Source organism: Paraburkholderia sp. WS6 (genome assembly GCF_030464835.1).
In the GTDB taxonomy this organism is placed as follows: domain Bacteria; phylum Pseudomonadota; class Gammaproteobacteria; order Burkholderiales; family Burkholderiaceae; genus Paraburkholderia; species Paraburkholderia madseniana.
The window spans coordinates 171,245-190,705 of sequence record NZ_JALQCK010000009.1; the positions used below are offsets into that span (position 1 = coordinate 171,245).

The following is a 19,461-nucleotide window of genomic DNA, read 5'->3' on the forward strand; positions in this document are numbered from 1 at the left end:
GTGCAGCCCGGAACGCGGATAACAACGCGCTCAGTCTTCTTTCGCGCGATTGGCGTTCGCCTCGTCGATCAGACGGGACATTTCGACGGCCCGTTCGATCGTCTGGTCGTAATGGAAATGCAGCGTCGGCACGGTATGAATGTGCAGGCGCTTGAACAACTGATTGTGCAGATGGCCGGCCGCGTGCTGGAGCGCTTCGAGCGTCTGCTGCGGGTCGCCGGTCAGCGTCGTGAAGTAGACCTTCGCGTGCGCGTAGTCGGGCGTCAGCTCGACACTTTGAATGGTGACGAGGCCGATGCGCGGATCCTTGACCTCGCGCAGCAGCTCGGACAGGTCGCGCTGGATCTGATCGGCGATCTGCACGTTGCGATTGGGAGAAGAACGTTTTTTAGGCATGGTGTTTGTGTGATCCGTTCTGACGGATGCAAAAAAGTTGTTCGCGCGAGCCGCGGCGGTGATTGCCCGGACGGCAATGAGCGGCTTGATAGCAACTTCAAGCCACCGCGGGGCGCAATGCGCGACAAAATGCGCGGGGCCCAAAGGCAACGGGCGGAGCGGGCGCTTAAGCCCGCTCCGCCCGTTGAGCCAATGCCGCGTGAATTACAGCGTACGCGCGACTTCGGTAACCTCGAAGACTTCGAACTGATCGCCTTCGACGATATCGTTGAAGTTCTTGATCGACATACCGCATTCGAAGCCCTGACGGACTTCCTTGACGTCGTCCTTGAAGCGCTTGAGCGAATCGAGCTCGCCCGTGAAGATCACGACGTTGTTGCGCAGCACGCGCACCGACGAGGAACGCTTGACGAAACCGTCCGTGACCATACAGCCAGCCACCGCGCCGATCTTCGGTACCTTGAAGACCTGACGCACTTCGACCGTACCCGTCACGACTTCGCGCTTCTCCGGTGCCAGCATGCCCGACATCGCAGCCTTCACTTCATCCACGGCGTCATAGATGATGTTGTAGTAGCGAATATCGACGCCGTTGCTTTCCGCCAGCTTGCGCGCCTGTGCATCCGCACGGGTGTTGAAGCCGATGATGACCGCCTTCGAAGCCGTAGCCAGGTTGACGTCCGACTCGCTGATGCCACCGACTGCGCCGTGCACGATCTGCACACGAACTTCGTCGGTCGACAGCTTGAGCAGCGACTGCACCAGCGCTTCCTGCGAACCTTGCACGTCGGCCTTGACGATGAGCGGCATGTACGCCACTTCGCCTTCGCCCATCTGTTCCAGCATGTTCTCGAGCTTCGCGGCCTGTTGCTTGGCCAGCTTGACGTCGCGGAACTTGCCTTGACGGAACAACGCGACTTCACGCGCCTTGCGGTCGTCCGGCATGACGATGACTTCTTCGCCAGCTTGCGGCACTTCCGACAGACCTTGAATCTCGACCGGGATCGACGGGCCAGCCGACTTGGTCGGCTTGCCGGTTTCGTCGAGCATGGCTCGCACGCGACCGTAGGCGCTACCTGCCAGCACCACGTCGCCGCGGTTCAGCGTACCCGACTGGACCAGGATCGTTGCAACCGGACCCTTACCCTTATCGAGCTTCGCTTCAATAACGAGACCCTTGGCCGGCGCTTCGACCGGTGCCTTCAGTTCCAGCACTTCGGCTTGCAGCAGCACGTTTTCGAGCAGATCGTCGATGCCCGCGCCGGTTTTAGCCGACACCGACACGAACGGCGAATCGCCACCGTATTCTTCCGGCACGACGCCTTCCGCGACGAGTTCCTGCTTGACGCGCTCCGGATTCGCATCCGGCTTGTCGATCTTGTTGATCGCGACGACGAGCGGCACGCCGCCTGCCTTCGCGTGGGCAATGGCTTCCTTCGTTTGCGGCATCACGCCGTCGTCGGCTGCCACCACCAGAATCACGATGTCGGTTGCCTTCGCACCGCGAGCACGCATGGCCGTAAATGCTTCGTGGCCCGGCGTATCGAGGAACGTGATGACGCCACGCGGCGTTTCGACGTGATAAGCGCCGATGTGCTGCGTAATCCCGCCCGCTTCACCCGCTGCAACCTTGGCGCGGCGGATGTAGTCGAGCAGCGAGGTCTTGCCGTGGTCGACGTGACCCATGACCGTGACGACCGGCGGACGCGGCAGTGCTTCTGCGTCCGTGATTTCGCCTTCGACCAGCATGGCTTCCGGATCGTCCAGCTTGGCCGCAACCGCGTGGTGGCCCAGTTCCTCGACGATGATCATCGCCGTTTCCTGGTCCAGCATCTGGTTGATCGTGACCATCTGGCCGAGCTTCATCATCGACTTGATGACTTCCGAGGCCTTCACCGCCATCTTGTGCGCCAGATCGGCGACCGTGATGGTTTCCGGCACGTGCACTTCACGCACGATCGGTTCGGTCGGCGCCTGGAACGTGGTGTTCTGATCCTGATGCTTGCCGCGCCCCTTCGGGCCACCGCGCCAGCCACGATCGACACCGCCGCTCGTATCGCCACGCGTCTTGATGCCACGGCGCTTCGCTGCGTCGTCCTGCCAGCCGCCCTTGCCACCGCCCGGCTTTTTCTTGTCGCCAGCCGACGGCGTGGTCGTTGCAGCCGGAGCCGCAGCAGCCGGTTTCTTGGCTGCCGGACGTGCCGGTGCTTCACCCGCCGGACGCGCCGGCTTGTGCAGCGTGCCCTTGGCTTCCACGGGCTTGGCCGGCTCAGCGGGCTTCGGTGCCGGTTCCGGCGCCTTGACCTGCGCCTTGCGCGGCGTGTTCATCATTTCGCGAATCGCACGCGCTTCGGCTTCTGCCGCCGCACGGCGCTTGCTGACTTCTTCCTGCTCGGCGCGCGTTTTCTCGGCGGCCTGACGCGCTGCGTCTTCCGCTTTCTTCGCTGCTTCGCGTTGTGCCGCGCGTTCTGCCGCAGCACGCTCGTCGTCCTGCTCGCTTTCCTTGGCAACCACCGGTTCCGCAGCCTTGGCCGCGACCGGTTCAGCCTTCGCCGCCGCCTTGGCAGCCTGCGCCGGCTGGGCAGCTTGAGCCTGTTCGCGAGCCGCCGCTTCGGCCGCAGCCGCCGCGCGCTTCTTCGCCGCTTCTTCTTCCGCACGACGACGCTCGGCTTCAGCCGCCTGCTCGCGCGCCTGACGTTCGGCTTCTTCGCGTTCGAGCTGTTCCTGACGTGCCTTCAACTCCTGAGCCTGCTTTTCGAGCAGCTCGGCTTCGTGACGTGCTTCCTCTTCACGACGCTGGAGTTCGAGATCGTCTACATCAGCTTCGGCCACATGATTCGATGCATCCCCGCCTTCAGCGGCGGATTCGTCGCGGCGGACGAAAGTGCGCTTCTTACGCACCTCGACCTGAATGGTGCGAGCTTTGCCCGTCGCGTCGGATTGCTTGATCTCCGACGTATGCCGTTTCGTCAGCGTGATCTTGCGCTTGTCCGCATCAGTCGAGCCGTGAGACTTGCGCAAGTGGTCGAGCAGACGCGCCTTGTCCGTTTCGGACAAGCTGTCGTCTTCGCTCGCTTTAGTGACGCCTGCTGCCTGAAGCTGCTCAAGGAGCACGCCTGCAGGCATTTTCAGTTCCGCGGCAAATTGGGCTACGTTGTTACTCGCCATTCATTCCTCTTAATGCAAGGACCGATTCCTTGCGGTTAGCATCTTGTCATGCGGCCTAACGGCCGCGTTCAATTTAGTGCGCCATGGTCATTTCTCACTGGAACCAATGTTCACGTGCTTTCATGATCAACGCCTTAGCGGCATCCTCTTCCATTCCGGTCATCTCGACCAGTTCATCCACAGCCAGCTCGGCGAGTTCGTCGCGCGTCTGGATCTGGTGTTCGGCAAGCTTGGCGAGCAGGTCGGCATCCATGCCGTCCAAGCTCTTCAGGTCGAGTGCAACATTCTCGACCTTTTCTTCATTCGCGATCGCCAACGTCAACAACGCATCGCGCGAGCGATTACGCAGTTCGTGAACGGTGTCTTCGTCGAATGCTTCGATTTCGAGCATCTCGTTGAGCGGCACATAAGCGATCTCTTCGAGGCTCGTAAAGCCTTCGTCGATCAGGATGTCGGCCACTTCTTCGTCGACATCGAGACGCGCCATGAACAGGTCACGCAGTACACCGCGCTCCTGATTCTGCTTTTGCGCAGATTCGTCCGGCGTCATGATGTTGATCTGCCAGCCGGTGAGTTCGCTGGCAAGACGCACGTTCTGGCCGCTGCGGCCGATCGCGACCGCCAGTTCGTTTTCGTCTACGACGACGTCCATCGAATGCTTTTCTTCATCGACGACGATCGACTGGACGGCTGCCGGCGCGAGCGCGCCGATCACAAACTGTGCGGGATCTTCCGACCATAGCACGATGTCGACGTTTTCGCCACCAAGCTCGTTACGCACGGCCTGGACACGCGAACCGCGGATACCGACGCAGGTGCCGATCGGGTCGATGCGCTTGTCGTAAGCGATCACGCCGATCTTGGCGCGCACGCCCGGATCGCGGGCCGCCGCCTTGATTTCCAGCAGGCCCTGTTCGATTTCCGGCACTTCCATTTCGAACAGCTTCATCAGGAATTCGGGCGCCGTACGCGACAGTTCGATCTGCGGACCGCGAGCGGTGCGATCGACCTTGGCGATATAGGCGCGCACGCGGTCGCCCACGCGCAGATTTTCCTTCGGAATCAACTGGTCGCGGCGCAGCAGCGCTTCGACACGGCCGGTTTCGACGATGAAGTTGCCCTTATCCAGGCGCTTCACCGAGCCGGTCATGATGTGCTCGCCGCGCTCGAGGAAGTCGTTCAGGATCTGCTCGCGTTCCGCGTCGCGCACCTTCTGCAGGATCACCTGTTTGGCAGCCTGTGCGCCGATACGGCCGAATTCGATCGACGGCACCGGTTCTTCGATGTATTCGTCGAGCTGGATTTCCGGCTTCTGTTCGCGTGCTTCGAACAGCAGGATTTCCTGATCCGGCTCCTGCAGGCCAGCTTCGTCCGGCACCACTTTCCAGCGGCGAAACGTTTCGTGCTCGCCGCTTTCACGGTCGATCTGGACGCGGATGTCCGCGTCTTCTTCGAAGAGTTTCTTGGAGGCCGAAGCGAGGGCCGCCTCGAGCGCGGCAAATACCACGTCTTTATCGACGTTCTTCTCGCGTGCCAGCGCATCCACCAGCATCAACACTTCGCGACTCATTGTTTGCGGCTCCTAAAGTCAACTTTCGGAACGAGGCGTGCCTTATCGATATCCGCGACGGTGAAATCGAGCATCGCGGCGCCTTCCTTCCCTTCAAATTCCAGACCGATCGTCTCGCCTTGCGGAGCATGCAGAATGCCCCGGTACGATTTCCGTCCGTCCAATGGCTTTTTCAATGTGATTACCACTTCGCTGCCTGCGAAGCGTTCAAAATCCGCCAGTTTTTTCAGCGGGCGGTCGAGACCCGGCGACGACACTTCAAGCCGCTCGTAATCGATATTTTCGACCGTCAGAACGTGCTGGAGCTGACGCGTGACTTTCTCGCAGTCTTCGATCGCGATGCCGGCCGGCTGGTCGATATAAATACACAACATGCCGCGCCCGGTGCGCTCGAGATCGACGAGCTCGTAGCCGAGTCCCACGACCGTGGTTTCAATCAGTTCCGTCAGTTGCACAGTGCCCTCTAAGATGTTCGCGCGGCGAGACCTGCCGGGTTTGTCTGCAAACACCAATGCGGGCCGCGCGCCAAGCCGGCGCACGTTCGTGCTACCCGAGATGCCGAACCACTTAGAACTGCGCGGCAAAAAAAAATGGGCTAAACGCCCATCATCTTATTACCGGTGGTCGCACCTGAGCCGCACATGAAAAGCCGCACGCCCAGCGACTCCGCGATTGTAGCCATTTTTCGGGACAAACGCAAACCGCAGAACGCCGTACGAAGCGCATTTCCGCTTGATTTCATGGGAATCTTTCAACGATATGGCGGCACGCCGCGCCTTTTGCAAGGCGGCTTGCGCCGCCTCGAACCTGCGCCGGACAAGCAGGGGCGAGGAAACTCTGCCCCTACTTATGCGCACGCCGCGGTTTTATGCATCAGATGAAACCCGCGGCGCTCGTCGATTGATTCTGACGGTGGCGAAGCGTAAATCGTTGATGAACGATCAGCGGCCAACCGTCATGCTTAAGTTGCTTGCCGTTTAACGGCCACGCGAACGGCCGCGCGGCGCTCCACCACCACGATTGGCACCACCCGCCGCGTTGGGGTTGCCGCCACCACCGGCGCGGTTGGCGTTACCGCCGCGATTGCCGGCCGGCCCGCGGCTACCGCCGCCGCCCGGATTGCCGCCGCCAGGGCCGCCAGCGCGCTTACCGCCGCCAGCCGCACGATTGCCATTGCCCGACGGCGCGCGATTGCCGTCGACGTCACGGCCGCCACGCGGGCCAGGTGCACCGCCGCCGCCCATCGGGCCGCTGAAGCCGCCGGCGCTGCGGCCAGCGCCGCGGTTGCCGTAACCGCCACCGCTACCACCGCCAAAACCACCACCCGAACCACCGCCGAAGCCGCCACCCGCCGCACCGCGACGGCCTTGACCGCGCGGCTGCTGTTGGTCGAAACGGCCATGCGACATCAGTACCGGTTCGCGGCTAATGAAGCCCATCGACGTTTGCATCGGATCCGGCTGCTTGCGCTCCGGTGCCTCTCTGCGGCCGCCCTTTTCTTCCGACGGCGCCTTCAGACCGACCGACGCCATCAGCGCGCGCACCTGATTGTCTTCGAGTTCTTCCCAGCGACCGCGCTTCAGGCCCTTCGGCAGCGAGATCGGGCCATGACGCGTGCGGATCAGGCGGCTGACCATCAGGCCGGCTGCTTCGAACATGCGGCGCACTTCCCGATTACGCCCTTCGGCGAGCGCGACGTGATACCAATGATTGGTGCCTTCGCCGCCGCCATCGCGGATGCGCAGGAAATTCGCCGGGCCGTCTTCCAGCTCGACGCCGTGCAGCAGCTTCTGACGCATGCCTTCCGCCAGCTCGCCGACCACACGCACCGCATATTCACGTTCGACGCTGTAACGCGGATGCATGAAACGGTTCGCCAGATCGCCGGAGGTGGTCAGCATCAGCAGACCTTCGGTGTTGAAGTCGAGGCGGCCGACCGCGAGCCACTTGGCGGTTTTCATGGGCGGCAGCTTGTCGAACACCGACGGGCGGCCTTCCGGATCGGCGTGGCTGACGATTTCGCCAGTCGGTTTGTGATACAGCAGCACGCGCGGCGGCTTGTTGGCCAGCTTGCGCTTGACCGGCTTGCCGTTGATGCGGACCTGGTCGGTCGGCATGATGCGCTGGCCGATGTGAGCCGGCTCGCCGTTCACCGACACGCGGCCGGCGACGATCAGTTCTTCCATGTCGCGGCGCGAGCCCATGCCGGCTTCGGCCAGCACTTTGTGCAGCTTCGGCGCGTCGTCGTCCGCAGCCAGGACGCGCTTGGGCGCGGCCGGCTTGCCACGGCGCAGCATCGGGGCGCGTACGCCGCCGGTGGCACTGTTGTCCGCATCGAATGCGGGCGACGTGACGTACGAGAACAGATCGTCCGGGTTCGCTTCGGCTGCGATTTCCACCGGCGCTTCGGCGCCACGGCGATTCTGACGCTGACCGCCTTCGCGCGGCTGACGCTCGCCGCGCCCGCCTTCGCGAGGGCCGCCCTCGCGGGGCGCACCTTCACGCTGACCACCCTCGCGCTTCGCGCCGCCCGCATTGCGGCGCGGGCCCTGGCCCTTGGCGCCACCATCCTTGCGCGGCATGCGCACTTGCGCGACCACCTCGCCGTCCGGCGGCGTTTCGGTGACGACCGGAGCTCCTTGCGCGGGCGCGCCTTCGGCGCCCTTCGTCTTCGCTCCGGCGCGGCGCCGCGCGATCAGGCTACGCGGTCCGCGACGCAGGCCGCGGCGCGGACGGTCTTCACCGTCTGCTTCCGTGGCCGGCGCCGGGCGCTCGCCCTCGCCTGCCGACGCTTGCGTGGTACGCGCTTCGTCGGCGCGTGCCGACGGCACGGCGCGCTCGGATTCGGACGAATCGGTGTCGTGGGTATGTGTCAAAACAACCTCAAAATGTCAGGTCGCGCGCGCCCATTGCGGGCGCGGCAAAAAAAGTTCGGTTACGTCAGGCGCTGCGCGACTCGGGTTCGTCGTCGGTCAGAATGCCTGCGTCCTGTGCGGCATCGCGGCGATCCTCAAGATCGCCGTGCGCCGCCGTGGTCGGGTTCGGCTCGGCGGCGTGCTCCGTATCGCGGAGTACGCCCGAGTCGTGCGCGGGTATTGCCGGATCGGCCTGGGAGACCGGATCGTGATTCAGTGCAGGCTCGGCGACGCCGGCCTGCGGTTCAAAGTTCGCTGCTTCGACATGTTCTTGCCTGTTCGGAGCTGCAGCAGCGTCCTGATGCGACTCGGGCGCCGGCGCGGCATCCGCCGGATCATGCCTTGCCTCGGCAAGTTCAACTGCCTTGCCTGCTTCAGCACCTGCCTCGCCAACGGCAGATTCCGACGGCCCTTCGAGCGGGCTCTCTTCACCCGAAGCCAATGCCTGTAAGGTCGCGGCCTCGGAAAATTCGATCGCATGCTGACCGAGCAGATCCGCGTTCAACTGCGCCGACGGATCCGCGAGGGGCGGCAATTCGTCGAGCGCCTTCAAACCGAGGTCGTCGAGAAATTGCCGCGTCGTCGCGTACAGCGCCGGACGGCCCGGCACATCACGATGGCCGATCACTTCGATCCAGCCGCGATCCTCGAGTTGCTTGACGACCTGCGTATTCACCGTGACGCCGCGAATCTCTTCGATATCGCCGCGCGTGACCGGTTGCCTGTACGCAATGATCGCGAGCGTCTCGAGCACCGCGCGCGAATATTTCGGCGGCTTCTCAGGATGCAAACGATCCAGGTACGAGCGCATCGCGGGCTTGCTTTGAAATCGCCAGCCCGACGCCAGCCCGACCAGCTCCACACCGCGCCCAGACCAATCCTGCTTCAGGTCTTCGAGCAAATTCCGAACAGTGTCTGCCGACACGCCGTCGGCAAAGAGCTTGCGCAAATCGACGAGCTTTAACGGCTCCTGCGCGCAGATCAAGGCAGTCTCGAGGACGATCTTCGCCTCTTGGGTATTCATGCAGCTAGGTCAGACCCTGTGGTCAAAGAACCGGATCAAACAGACGATGTGGAACTGAAGACGCGCTCGCCCGATTCTGATCGGTCATATTGATGGGAGCACGCACCGGGGGGAGGCGAAACAGGCAATCGAGCCAAACCCAGCCGGACGGAGCAGCGATATTCCTGAAAGGAATCGCGTGACTGAGCGCCATATTACGCAAAAACAACCAGTGCGTAAAGACGAAATCCCCGGCGCATTTTTCAGCGGCGCCCCAAGCTGCGTGCTTTCGCGGAAAACCAGGCGGAAATGCATGAGAATCGGACTGAAATCGGCCCTTAGTTGGGCCCTTGGTTGTGCCCTTCACCCACGCCAAGCGCCCGTTCCGCCGCACCTCAATGCGTGCCGTGCTGCGCCAGGAAACGCTTCAGACGCTCGACACCCGCGTCCAGCCGCGCCGTGTCGCAGGCATAGCACCAGCGCACAAACCCCTCGCCTTGCGGACCAAACGCGCTGCCGGGTGCCACGCCCAGGCCCACTTCGCGCACCATGGCCTTGCATAGCTCGAGACTGCGTGACGCCCCCGGCATCGAGAAAAACACATACATCGCCCCGAGCGGCGCCTTAACGTCGACGCCCGGCACCGTGGACAGCGCCCGCACCAGATGGTCGCGCGACGCCTTCAGGTCGAGCACCAGTTCCTGCGTGAAGCGCTCGCCCTGCTGGACGGCCGCGATGCCCGCCTGCTGGACGAAAGCCGGTGCACACGAGGTGTTGTATTCGACCAGCTTGCCCAGATCGTCCATCAGCGAGGCCGGCGCGACGATCCAGCCGAGCCGCCAGCCGGTCATCAGCCACGCCTTGGAAAACGAATTCACGCAGATCACGCGCTCGTCGCGCGTGGCCAGATCGAGAAACGACGGCGCCGTGCGTGAATGGGGGCTGTAGGCGCCAGCTTCGGCGTCCGCGTAATAAAGACGCTCGTAAACTTCGTCAGCGACGATCCAGATACCGTGGCGGCGGCAATGCGCCAGCACGGCGCGCTGCTCTTCGCGGCTCATCACCCAGCCGGTTGGATTGTTCGGCGAGTTGATCAGCAGCATCTTTGTGTCCGGCGTCAGCGCCGCCAGCAACTGCTCGAGATCGAGTTGCCAGCCGCGCTCACCGTAGCCCAGCGCGACGGTTTCTACATGCGCGCCCAGAATCTTGGGAATCTCGACCAGATTCGGCCACAGCGGCGTGACCGCGACGACACGGTCGCCCGCCCCCACCACCAATTGCGCGGCCAGCATCAGCGCATTGACGCCGGCGCTCGTCACCGCAATATGATCGGACGACGTCGTCCCGTGCAACGCGCTGACGTAGTCCGCGAGCGCCGCGCGCAACGGCGCAATGCCCAGGTTATGCGTATAGAAGGTGGCGCCCGCGGCTAACGCGGCGCTTGCGGCGTCGCGGATGAAGGCCGGGGTCACCCGATCGGACTCGCCGAACCAGAACGGCAACACGTCCGCATCGCCGAAACCGGCGTTAGCGACTTCTCGGATCTGCGAAGGACGCAGTGCGCGCACGGCATCGCGCGCGTTGGGGACGGAGGGCACAGGCAGATCCGTTTCGCTCATCGAGGCTTCCAGACAGGTGATAGGTAAGGGCTGACGCTTGGGAAGAGGCGTCAGTTTAGCGCGCCGCCTGTTTTCGGGACGGCGAAGTCGCTGACTCGCCTGGCACGATCAGAAAGCCGACCGCACCAGTCGCCCCGACTATCGGGCTAGGCTCAAGGCGGTGACCGCTCCGCGGATCGCGACAAATCTCATCTCGCTGAACAAACGGCCCAAGCCCGCGTCATCAGCCCAAATCCTCAGCCCGCGCCGGCAATTGACGAATCAGACTCCACACCGCCTCCGCCGCCGGCGACAGCGAGCGGTCGCGCCGCCGCACCAGTTCGACGGTGCGCTCGGCGCGCGGCACGAGCGGCCGCGCCACCAGCGAGGCGCCCGCCGGCAGCGGCAAGGCCAGCCAGGGCAGCACGCTCACGCCCACGCCCGCCTCGACCAGCCCAAAAACGGTCGCGGAATGCCCCAGCTCCTGCACCACGGTGGCGCTTACGCCGTACTCCTGCATCACGGCATCAATGATCGGCCGGCTGCCTGACGCGTAATCGAGCATGACGAGCTGCTGGCCTTCGAGGTCCGTCCATGCCACCTGCCTCTGTACCGCCAAGGGGTGATCGTCGCGCGAAACGACGCAAAACGAATCTGTCATCAGCGATTCGCTCAGCAGGTCGTCAGCGGAAAACGGACCGATGATCACGCCGAAATCGACTTCGCCCGACTTCACCTTGCGCACCACGTCGCTTTGCACGTCGTCGCGCAGACCCAATGTGATGTAGGGAAACTGCCGTCCGCACGACGCCACCACGCCGGGCATCAACCGGCAGGCGATCGTCGGGCTTGCGGCCACCACCACCCGTCCACGGCGCTGCTCGCCGATTTCGCGGATCTCGCGCAATGCGTCGTCCAGATCCGTCAGCAGGCGTGACACGCTCGACACCAGATTGCCGCCGACATCCGTGAGCTGCACCTCACGCGTGGTGCGGTCGATCAACTTCAGACCGATCTCCCCCTCCAGTTCGCGTACGCAGCGACTGACCGCCGATTGCGTCAGACCGATTTCATCGCCGGCCCGGCTAAAGCTCTGCAAACGGGCGACCTCAATGAAAACCCTTAGCTGACGCAGCGTCACATTCATTTACCAGCCTCATCAATAACCCAGTTTGATGCGCATTGTATGGCGAAATGTCGCACCACAGTCGCATTTAGTGCGATCGTTGCAGCGCAGCAATAAGGCGCAAACGCACGCTGGTCGGGCTTGATTGCACAAGATTGGTGATTGTCCCGATTTGCGAGATGGGTTTTTTGGATTCTTATACGCCCCTAGCTAGCGCCCGCGCTGGCCCGCTGTCACAGGCCTTTCAGGTAGTTGGATTCAACTTGGCACACTTCCTGCATTTACATGCACACAGGGTCGGCGCCATGACTACTGACTGAATAGCAGATCGTGGCAAGCCCGACCCCCCTTGGCACTCGCCTATCGAGTGCATGGAGAGTGCGCGGCGCGGGGCAGCGCACCGGAGTTAGCTTCGCTGAGGTGAAACATGATGCTGTTCGACGATTTGAGAGACAACGAGTGGGCGCTGGTCGAGGCGTTGTTCTGTGCGGAGCCAGCACGGAGCGAACGTCGTGGTCGACCACGCGTGGAAGCGCGCGCAGTAGTCAATGCCGTGCTTTGGGTGCTGTCGACTGGAGAGGGCTGGTCCAAACTGCCGGGCCGCTATCCGTCGCCGCCGACTTGCCGCCGTCGCTTCGACGAATGGCAAGCCGATGGTACGCTCGCCGAAATAGTTAAGCGACTCGGCACGAGCGGCCGTGAAATTTCGCTGCGCGGTCGCATTGGCGCGACCGCGGCGAAACCGCCGGCACCGCCGAGCCGCGACCGTCTGCGTGGCGCATTCTGGACCAATCCGGAATCGTGGCGCGCGCCGGTCAAGATGGCCTGACGCGAATTGTTTTGCCTCCGGGCGCCTGCGGGCGCCCGGCGTGTATCTGGGCCGCCGTGCGCCCGCCGTGCGCCGTATATCGACGCCCGACCGACAACAATGGGCACCGCTCCTCGGCGCGCCCAACTGAGTCGTCCCTTCCGGTTTCTCCGACGTCATCACCGGCTCGCTACAGGCATCCGAAGCGAGCCGATTATTGCCGGTGAAACATCCATTTACTATTGCTTACAGCGTGCTTTCGCCACTCGGCATACCTTATGTGTATGCAAACAGGCCTTGAGTCGATCGGCTTGACGGGAGCTCAGCATGAAACCAATGTCACTGCTTCTGTGCGGCATTGTCGTTTCATCAATGGCCGCACCGGCGCTCGCACAGCAGCGCCCCCAAGGCTGGAACTGGCGGCCGGATAACACGGCCACCGTTGAAGCCTGGCAGCAAAGCGGACCACGCAGCCGCGACTTCACGCCGCCTGCGCCGCGTGGCGACTTGCGCGGCGATATCGCGAGCAATGTACGCACGCGGCCTGAACCGCCGCGCGAAGACCCTGCGCGCCGCCGCTAGGCATGCGCCGCCGCGCCGCTGACAGGCTCGGCTTGTGTCAAATCACATGGGATCAACGCTGTTGTTCGCCGCCATTGTTCGCTATAGCCGGCGTCCATCGTCACTGCGAGACAACACGCTGTATGGCGAATTGAACGGTCAGGGAACCACGAGGCGCCGCGCCAGTCTGATTCAACGCCATTAGCACAGCGTGGCAGTAGTAATTCCGGTACGCCCGTATCCTCGCGATACGGGCTTTTTTTTGCGTCAACGGGCGGGCGGCGCGCACTGTACGCGGCGCATCAGCCAGGCAATAAAGCGAAGCAATAAAATCACCGCCAGCCGCGTGGAGCGGCCGGGAAATACAGCGCCAGCGCCTGCCCGCCGCCCTTAAGGCCGGGCTTCGAGAGCGGCTGTGGGCCGCGCTTCGGCTGTCGCGACGACGTAGTCGTTCATTCGCTGTGCGGTCCAGCTCAACAGGCGTTCGTCGTGCGCAAGCCTCGCGAACTCGGCCCTGCCGCGCTCGGTGAGCACGGCAATATCGACCGGCGCGTGAAAACCCGGAGCCGGTGCGACGGTGCGCTGCCGAACAGTGTCCATCAGGCCGAGCGCGCGAAGATATTGGAAGACACCCGGTCGTCTGGCCCATGGGACCTGGCGATATTGCGCCCGCCGCAGCGCTTCAAGTACCGCTTCGTTGGAATACGTGGTCATCTCACTTCTTTCTTAAAGTGCAGCTATGACACATCTATGCCCAACACGTCACCGCGCCACCAGTGACGCGCATAGCACCCGCCCTTGGCTGGAAACTGGCCGCTTTCATGCGGTCGAATTCCGCCAGGTGCTGCCCTGGTCTCGTTTTCGGAACCCCCGTCTGAACGCCATGTTAGCGTTCTGTCTACGGGCCGACGATGCAACCGCTGCGGCGCGATAGCAAGCCCATAGATTTGTCCCGAATGTCATACGTTACCCCATTTAAATTGATTCTATTCACTTTATTAGCGCTTTTTTTGCAGCAATCGTGCTTTGGAAACGCGCCCGCCGACCTCTCGCCATTGGCGCGATCGCCCTGTTCTGGCTGCTCGCCGCCGGCTGGCTCACGGCTCCATTGCTGCAATTGGCGCAGCCGCATCGGCGGACCGACACGCCCGCCCGCTTCGCGCCGCGCACCGCGATAATCATGCTCGGCGGCGGCACCATTTACGACAATGACGATGTGCTCGTGCCACCGCGTGACGTGCTCGCGCGCATCGCCGTGAGCGCGGAAAACTACGCAGCCTGCAAGCGTACGGCCGCCACGTGTCAGGTTATCGTGAGCGGCGGCAATCCGCAGCGACATAGCGCAACCGAGGCGGACACCTATCTGCCCTACCTGCTGCACCAACGGGTGCCGCGTGCGGACATCGTGCTGGAAAACAGCAGCCGCACGACTTACGAAAACGCGCGCAACGTCTCTGCCATTCTCGACCGGTCACGTTACGACTCCCTGATACTCGTCACCTCCGCCTATCAGATGCCGCGCGCCTTACTCGACTTCCATCGTTTCGGCCTCACGCCACAGCCGCTGATCTCGAGCGCGCTGCACGCAGATCCCGGTGTACTGCCGCGCTATGACAATCTGGTGAATGCGGAGATTGCGCTGCACGAACTGATTGGAATCGCTCAATTTCACGTCTATCGTGCAATCGGATGGTTCTGAATCTCACGCTTCCCAACGAAGCAATTTATTTAGAGATGCGAATATTCTTTGTATCGGCAACGCATTGTCGAGTTTGAAGCGAGATCGTCATCGACAGTGACTGTGGCCCGAACGTAACAAGGTGTAACTAATTGTCACTGTAGTTACAAAACGTCCGCTGGAGCGGATATTGCTGGCTAGAATGCATTGTCTTTCCGATTGGACAGGCAAATATTCGGGTCCATTACCACTCTGCGGAGGTAACAATGAAGAAAGTGTCCCTGGCGATCCTGGTTTCCCTCAGTGCCGTAACAGGCGCGGCCTATGCGCAGGACAACGGCGTCATGATGAGCACCGATCCGGCCAAGGCCGCCGACGTCGAGCAGCGCGCGCAAGATTTGCAAAACCGCCAGCAAGCAATGGAAAGCGCGCCTATGCCGGAGAAACATCACAAGATGGCCCCGCACCATCATAAGAAGGCCGCCAAGGCCGAAGCCGCCAGTTCGTGAGCGCAGTTTGACAGCATCACCTGCGGCCTCGCCGCGAAGGTGAAAAGCCGAAGCCGGCACCGTCGGCTTCGGCTTTTTTGTTGTCTAATGAACTTGCTGCAGGCCCGCTGCGCCCGGCCGACGTTATGCTAAAGTCGCGCACCGACCGGCGCCCAGCGACCGTCACCCGGCCGGAATCCCCCTAACCTGTGCGCACCTTGGTGCGGAGGACAGCATGAGCAACATCCAGCTAGATATCGAATGGACTGAAGCAGCATCTCGCAAAATCGAAAAACTGATGCCGCGCGGCGGTCAGGAAGCGTTCCTCGCGCTGCCGCCCGTCGAGTGCCTCCCGATGGAAGGCGACGTGCTGTTTCTTGGCCCGGACGGCAAGCAGCAACCGTTCATTGTCGCGGAACGCCAGTATCACCACGATGGCGATGCCGACTGGACCATCATCCTGATCCTCGACGTCCCGCAAGCCACGCACTAAAGATAAACGGCGAGCACCGCGCAGGCCGTGCCCGGCCTGGCAGATCACTCGCCGTTGTTCGGGCTTCAGGGTTCGACCTTCGGAGTTCCCTCCGTTGTTCGTCCCCGCTTTTCGTCCCCGCTGTTCGCCCCTTCAACGCTTACGCGATCTTCGACACGACGCGAATTTCCGCGTGTTCGACCCAATTCGCCACCGCTTTCTTATAAGCCGCAATGTGCGCGGATTTTGCATGCGCCGCCAGCGCTTCCTGGCTTTCCCAACGCTCGACAAACACGAACCGGCGCGGCTCCTGCACGTCACGATGCAGATCGTATTGAAGCGCACCCAGCTCCTTGCGTGTCGGCCCGACGATGCCTTCGAGCGCTTCGCGCAATTGCTCTTGATAGCCCGGCTTTGCCACCGAGATTGCGACCACTGCGATTTCCGCCATGCCTGTGCTCCGTTTGTTCAGGAAAAGCAGCAGCATACCCGCCGCCCGCCAAACCTGCAGGCGCTCACGCGCCCCGGGCAGGCTCCTGCGGCCACGGCAGGATGACCCTGATGCAAAACCTTCCGCAGACGCAAAATGTCTGAGCACCGTCCTTGCCTGGAGTTTGGCGGGCGGCCACTCACCGCCCTGCTACCCTCGGCTTCATACGCGTGATTGATTTCATTCGAACGATCGATCCTGCGCGCGGCAAACGAACGCGAAACCCACGCGAGACGCCCACGAGACCGGGGCCGGCCGCTGTACCACGGCCGGTTTGCCGGGCGCCCGGCCACATCCCGCGTCTGTGATAACCCGCACATTCACGCGAAGTTCGAACTGCTAGACTGGTTTTGACTAATCCCGCCGGAGCCCAGCATGGCTGGCATTGCTCTCCGCGTTCCCGGGCTGTGCCCGCCTGACCCTGCCGGCGCCTGGGCTGTGCATCCGTTGCGCGTCAAATCTGTCTGCGCGCCCCGTCACCCGCTTGCCGCGACGTCACTATGCCCGCACTTATGCCCGCCCTTATGCCGACCGTCAGAGAATTGACCCTTAGCGGCCTGCTCCCACACCTGGTCCGGGACGAGTCCGGCTGGACCGCGACATGGCGCGCGCTGACCCTGCACAGCGTGTTCCAGCCGGTGCTGTCGGTCACGCATCAGTGCGTGGTCGGCTACGAGGGCCTGCTGCGCGCGTTCGATCCGGTCGGCTTGCCGGTATCGCCGGAAGTGCTTTTCTCCGGCACGCGCTCGGCCGCCGACGCACGTGAACTCGACCGCATCGCGCGCTGCCTGCACGTGGCGAATTTCATGGAACAGGGCATCAGCACCGGGTGGCTGTTTCTGAATACGCGCCCACAGGTGTTCGAAACCGGCTGGCCGCAGCGCACCTTCATCGATGAGCTCTCGGCGCACTTCGGCCTGCCGCAGGAACGCATCGTCATCGAAGTACTCGAACAACCCGCCGACGATGAATCCGCCGTCGCCAGCATGCTCGCGGCATCGCAGCCGCGCGACTTCCTGATCGCGATCGACGACTTCGGCACCGGTTTTTCGAACTTCGACCGCGTCTGGCGCTTTCGCCCCGACATCGTGAAACTCGACCGCTCGCTGGTCGCGCGCGCAGGCAAGCGTGAAGGCGACGATTCGATGATCAGCCACCTGATCGCGATGCTCCACCAGTCCGGTACGCTGGTACTGGCCGAAGGCGTCGAAACCGACGAAGAGTTGATGATTCTGATGCAGGCCGACGTCGATTTCGTGCAAGGTTTCTGGCTCGGCCAGCCGAAGGGTTCGGTGCAGGCTGCGTGTGCCCGGGTGCCGGCGCTGATCGAGTCGATGTGGAGCAAGTTCGCCGCCTATGAACAGGCCCATGCCGGCCACCAGCGGCTCGGTTTCGAAGGATTCGCCGAATCCGTGCTCGCCGCTGCCGACACCTTCAAAGCCACCGGCGATCTGCGGCAGGCGGCGCAAAAGGTGTGGCATCTGCCCGAAGCCCGCCGCGTGTTCGTCACCGACGGTCAAGGCGAACAGACGCAAGCGTCGGTCTCGGCCGCCTCGCTGCCGCCACCTCCGCTGCGGCTCGCGCCGCTCTACACCGATACGCGCAGCAACTGGTCGCGGCGCGCGTATTTCAAGCACGCGCTCGCCGCGCCAGGGCGCGTCGCCATGATGGGGCCGCACTACTCGCTCGCGGACGGCCAGGACTGCTATACCGCGGCAATCGCATTCGAGCGCGACGGCACACATGTGCTTTGCGTCGATTTTGTGCCGACGACGTCGCCGCCCGATACGCGTTCTGGCGGACGCGGGGGCAAACGCTGAGCCTGAGCGACCGTTGGCTGGCGCGCGTTATCGTGAGACTCCTCGGGTGCCTCTGAGGGCACTTTTGTCGCTCTGCCGGGATTTAGCGCCTCGGCCCCGCCGCCTTAAATCCCTTTAATTCCGTCAATCCTCCACCCGCCCGCGGCCGGATTTGATCTCACTGCGCTTGGCCTTGCTGTCGAGGCGGCGCCGGTTCGACGCGCGCGTCGGCCGGGTCGCGACACGCGGCTTACGCGTCACGCTGACGCTTTCGATCAGCTCGTCGAGCCGCGCGAGCGCCGCCGCGCGGTTCATCTCCTGAGTGCGATGCTGCTGCGCCTTGATAATCACCACCCCGTCGCGCGTAAGCCGATGATCAGACAGCGCGAGCAGGCGCATTTTCAGCACTTCCGGTAACGACGAAGCGTGCACGTCGAAGCGCAGATGGATGGCACTCGAGACCTTGTTGACGTTCTGCCCGCCCGCTCCTTGCGCGCGCACTGCGGTCAATTCGATTTCGTTCGGCGGGATCGGATAACGGGATGTCATGATGGGATTGAGCTAGAGACGCAAGTGTACCCAGGGCACAGTCGATTACCGACTACGGACTATCGGTCACGGCCGCCGATGCGAAAAACTATTTGCATCGACACAGCCGGTTCACCGATACTGCCGTTTTCGCTTACAGCGTAAATTCATATGAAACTCCGTTCTGGTTTTGTGCTGGAACTGGCCGTCAACTTTCTGCTGCCATGGCTTGCCTACCGTTTCGCGCTGCCGCACCTGGGCGAGACCGGCGCGCTGATCGCGTCCGCCGTGCCGCCGATCGTCTGGAGCCTGATCGAACTGGTGCGCTTTCGACGCGTCGACGCGCTCAGCGTCATGGTCGTGGCGGGCATCGTGCTGTCGGTCGCGGCGATGGCGCTGGGCGGCAGCCCCCGCATGCTGTTGCTGCGGGAATCGCTGGTGTCCGGCGCGGTGGGCGTGGTGTTTCTGCTGTCGTTGCCGATGCGCCGTCCGCTGATCTTCTATCTCGCGCGCGCCACCGTCGCCCGTGAAATGGAAGGCGGCGCCGAGCGCTTCGAAACCTTGTGGCGCGAGCGGCCTGCTCTCGTCAGTGCAATGCGGCTCATGACGCTCGTATGGGGCGTCGGCCTGACCGGTGAAACGGCGCTGCGCGCCTGGATGGCGCTCACCTGGCCGATCGAACGCTTTCTGGTGGTCTCGCCGTTCATCGGCTACGGCATTTACGGCGCCTTGACGCTGTGGACGCTGTGGTATCGCAAGACCATGCGCAGCCGGGTCGAGGCGCGCGTGCAACCGGGCGGGATCGCGGGATAAGGGGTTTGGCCGGGCCCGCGAGCGAATACGCGCGTTGCCCACGTCATC

The 19,461-nt window shown here is 63.0% G+C and carries 18 protein-coding genes and 1 pseudogene; 8 read left to right on the forward strand and 11 right to left on the reverse strand.

The window, feature by feature from the left end; genetic code table 11:
- Positions 1 to 30 precede the first annotated feature (30 nt).
- From rbfA to rimP, 4 genes are all read right to left on the reverse strand, one after another.
- On the reverse strand, positions 31 to 396 hold the full coding sequence (gene rbfA / locus M0D64_RS13725; protein WP_028199735.1) for a 30S ribosome-binding factor RbfA: 366 nt from the start codon (positions 394 to 396) through the stop codon (positions 31 to 33).
- A 204-nt stretch (positions 397 to 600) separates the two neighbouring features.
- Complete coding sequence (gene infB / locus M0D64_RS13730) at positions 601 to 3,564, reverse strand: translation initiation factor IF-2 (RefSeq protein ID WP_266258079.1); 2,964 nt, start codon at positions 3,562 to 3,564, stop codon at positions 601 to 603.
- Positions 3,565 to 3,658: 94 nt separating this feature from the next.
- Positions 3,659 to 5,134, reverse strand: a complete 1,476-nt coding sequence (gene nusA / locus M0D64_RS13735) for a transcription termination factor NusA (protein WP_054034655.1) — start codon at positions 5,132 to 5,134, stop codon at positions 3,659 to 3,661.
- Positions 5,131 to 5,589, reverse strand: coding sequence for a ribosome maturation factor RimP (gene rimP / locus M0D64_RS13740; RefSeq protein ID WP_028199738.1), 459 nt, complete (start codon positions 5,587 to 5,589; stop codon positions 5,131 to 5,133). The genes nusA and rimP overlap by 4 nt, the downstream gene beginning before the upstream one ends.
- Positions 5,590 to 5,775: 186 nt before the next feature.
- Between rimP and M0D64_RS13745 the strand changes: the two genes are divergently transcribed.
- Positions 5,776 to 6,015 (forward strand): hypothetical protein, encoded by a 240-nt coding sequence (locus tag M0D64_RS13745; RefSeq protein WP_266258080.1) that lies wholly within the window; start codon positions 5,776 to 5,778, stop codon positions 6,013 to 6,015.
- A 96-nt stretch (positions 6,016 to 6,111) separates the two neighbouring features.
- On the opposite strand, the gene rluB is transcribed toward M0D64_RS13745, so the two are convergent.
- From rluB to M0D64_RS13765, 4 genes are all read right to left on the reverse strand, one after another.
- A complete protein-coding gene (gene rluB / locus M0D64_RS13750) occupies positions 6,112 to 8,010 on the reverse strand; it encodes a 23S rRNA pseudouridine(2605) synthase RluB (protein ID WP_266258081.1) in 1,899 nt (632 codons plus the stop codon).
- Positions 8,011 to 8,074: 64 nt separating this feature from the next.
- On the reverse strand, positions 8,075 to 9,073 hold the full coding sequence (gene scpB, locus M0D64_RS13755) for an SMC-Scp complex subunit ScpB (protein WP_266258082.1): 999 nt from the start codon (positions 9,071 to 9,073) through the stop codon (positions 8,075 to 8,077).
- A gap of 374 nt (positions 9,074 to 9,447) precedes the next feature.
- Positions 9,448 to 10,671, reverse strand: coding sequence for a pyridoxal phosphate-dependent aminotransferase (locus M0D64_RS13760; protein WP_266258083.1), 1,224 nt, complete (start codon positions 10,669 to 10,671; stop codon positions 9,448 to 9,450).
- A gap of 223 nt (positions 10,672 to 10,894) precedes the next feature.
- Positions 10,895 to 11,797, reverse strand: a complete 903-nt coding sequence (locus tag M0D64_RS13765; RefSeq protein ID WP_266258084.1) for a LysR family transcriptional regulator — start codon at positions 11,795 to 11,797, stop codon at positions 10,895 to 10,897.
- 409 nt (positions 11,798 to 12,206) lie between these two features.
- On the opposite strand from M0D64_RS13765, the pseudogene M0D64_RS13770 reads away from it, so the two are divergent.
- Together M0D64_RS13770 and M0D64_RS13775 are read left to right on the forward strand one after the other, a co-directional pair.
- Positions 12,207 to 12,593: pseudogene (locus M0D64_RS13770) on the forward strand (transposase); the annotation flags it as partial.
- Between the two features lie 318 nt (positions 12,594 to 12,911).
- Positions 12,912 to 13,166 carry a hypothetical protein gene (locus M0D64_RS13775; protein ID WP_266258085.1) on the forward strand — a complete coding sequence of 85 codons (255 nt, stop codon included), beginning with the start codon at positions 12,912 to 12,914 and terminating at the stop codon, positions 13,164 to 13,166.
- 369 nt (positions 13,167 to 13,535) lie between these two features.
- Here M0D64_RS13775 and M0D64_RS13780 read toward each other — a convergent pair whose 3' ends face one another.
- Positions 13,536 to 13,859, reverse strand: a complete 324-nt coding sequence (locus M0D64_RS13780) for a hypothetical protein (protein ID WP_097392170.1) — start codon at positions 13,857 to 13,859, stop codon at positions 13,536 to 13,538.
- Positions 13,860 to 14,166: 307 nt separating this feature from the next.
- On the opposite strand from M0D64_RS13780, the gene M0D64_RS13785 reads away from it, so the two are divergent.
- The 3 genes from M0D64_RS13785 (at position 14,167) to M0D64_RS13795 (ending at position 15,804) form a co-directional block, all read left to right on the forward strand.
- Positions 14,167 to 14,844 (forward strand): YdcF family protein, encoded by a 678-nt coding sequence (locus M0D64_RS13785; RefSeq protein WP_266258086.1) that lies wholly within the window; start codon positions 14,167 to 14,169, stop codon positions 14,842 to 14,844.
- A 245-nt stretch (positions 14,845 to 15,089) separates the two neighbouring features.
- Positions 15,090 to 15,332: a hypothetical protein gene (locus M0D64_RS13790; RefSeq protein WP_093632441.1), complete on the forward strand. Its 243-nt coding sequence runs from the start codon at positions 15,090 to 15,092 to the stop codon at positions 15,330 to 15,332.
- Between the two features lie 214 nt (positions 15,333 to 15,546).
- Positions 15,547 to 15,804 (forward strand): hypothetical protein, encoded by a 258-nt coding sequence (locus M0D64_RS13795; protein WP_007182306.1) that lies wholly within the window; start codon positions 15,547 to 15,549, stop codon positions 15,802 to 15,804.
- A 139-nt stretch (positions 15,805 to 15,943) separates the two neighbouring features.
- On the opposite strand, the gene M0D64_RS13800 is transcribed toward M0D64_RS13795, so the two are convergent.
- Positions 15,944 to 16,234, reverse strand: coding sequence for a putative quinol monooxygenase (locus tag M0D64_RS13800; RefSeq protein WP_266258087.1), 291 nt, complete (start codon positions 16,232 to 16,234; stop codon positions 15,944 to 15,946).
- 563 nt (positions 16,235 to 16,797) lie between these two features.
- On the opposite strand from M0D64_RS13800, the gene M0D64_RS13805 reads away from it, so the two are divergent.
- Entirely contained in the window at positions 16,798 to 18,093 is a 1,296-nt protein-coding gene (locus M0D64_RS13805) for an EAL domain-containing protein (protein WP_171926863.1), read from the forward strand.
- A 123-nt stretch (positions 18,094 to 18,216) separates the two neighbouring features.
- On the opposite strand, the gene arfB is transcribed toward M0D64_RS13805, so the two are convergent.
- The gene (gene arfB, locus M0D64_RS13810) at positions 18,217 to 18,621 is read right to left on the reverse strand and encodes an alternative ribosome rescue aminoacyl-tRNA hydrolase ArfB (RefSeq protein WP_054034662.1); all 405 of its coding nucleotides are present in this window, start codon (positions 18,619 to 18,621) and stop codon (positions 18,217 to 18,219) included.
- Between the two features lie 150 nt (positions 18,622 to 18,771).
- Between arfB and M0D64_RS13815 the strand changes: the two genes are divergently transcribed.
- Positions 18,772 to 19,413 carry a VC0807 family protein gene (locus M0D64_RS13815; protein ID WP_266258088.1) on the forward strand — a complete coding sequence of 214 codons (642 nt, stop codon included), beginning with the start codon at positions 18,772 to 18,774 and terminating at the stop codon, positions 19,411 to 19,413.
- Positions 19,414 to 19,461 lie beyond the last annotated feature (48 nt).

What these genes read in the sequence shown, in the direction of transcription:
- M0D64_RS13745 (WP_266258080.1), top strand. Translation starts at nt 5,776, where the DNA reads ATGAAAAGCCGCACGCCCAGCGACTCCGCGATTGTAGCCATTTTTCGG.
- M0D64_RS13795 (WP_007182306.1), top strand. Translation starts at nt 15,547, where the DNA reads ATGAGCAACATCCAGCTAGATATCGAATGGACTGAAGCAGCATCTCGC.
- M0D64_RS13805 (WP_171926863.1), top strand. Translation starts at nt 16,798, where the DNA reads ATGCCGACCGTCAGAGAATTGACCCTTAGCGGCCTGCTCCCACACCTG.
- infB (WP_266258079.1), bottom strand. Translation starts at nt 3,564, where the DNA reads ATGGCGAGTAACAACGTAGCCCAATTTGCCGCGGAACTGAAAATGCCT.
- M0D64_RS13790 (WP_093632441.1), top strand. Translation starts at nt 15,090, where the DNA reads ATGAAGAAAGTGTCCCTGGCGATCCTGGTTTCCCTCAGTGCCGTAACA.
- M0D64_RS13760 (WP_266258083.1), bottom strand. Translation starts at nt 10,671, where the DNA reads ATGAGCGAAACGGATCTGCCTGTGCCCTCCGTCCCCAACGCGCGCGAT.
- scpB (WP_266258082.1), bottom strand. Translation starts at nt 9,073, where the DNA reads ATGAATACCCAAGAGGCGAAGATCGTCCTCGAGACTGCCTTGATCTGC.
- M0D64_RS13765 (WP_266258084.1), bottom strand. Translation starts at nt 11,797, where the DNA reads ATGAATGTGACGCTGCGTCAGCTAAGGGTTTTCATTGAGGTCGCCCGT.
- nusA (WP_054034655.1), bottom strand. Translation starts at nt 5,134, where the DNA reads ATGAGTCGCGAAGTGTTGATGCTGGTGGATGCGCTGGCACGCGAGAAG.
- M0D64_RS13775 (WP_266258085.1), top strand. Translation starts at nt 12,912, where the DNA reads ATGAAACCAATGTCACTGCTTCTGTGCGGCATTGTCGTTTCATCAATG.
- rbfA (WP_028199735.1), bottom strand. Translation starts at nt 396, where the DNA reads ATGCCTAAAAAACGTTCTTCTCCCAATCGCAACGTGCAGATCGCCGAT.
- arfB (WP_054034662.1), bottom strand. Translation starts at nt 18,621, where the DNA reads ATGACATCCCGTTATCCGATCCCGCCGAACGAAATCGAATTGACCGCA.
- M0D64_RS13815 (WP_266258088.1), top strand. Translation starts at nt 18,772, where the DNA reads ATGAAACTCCGTTCTGGTTTTGTGCTGGAACTGGCCGTCAACTTTCTG.
- M0D64_RS13800 (WP_266258087.1), bottom strand. Translation starts at nt 16,234, where the DNA reads ATGGCGGAAATCGCAGTGGTCGCAATCTCGGTGGCAAAGCCGGGCTAT.
- M0D64_RS13780 (WP_097392170.1), bottom strand. Translation starts at nt 13,859, where the DNA reads ATGACCACGTATTCCAACGAAGCGGTACTTGAAGCGCTGCGGCGGGCG.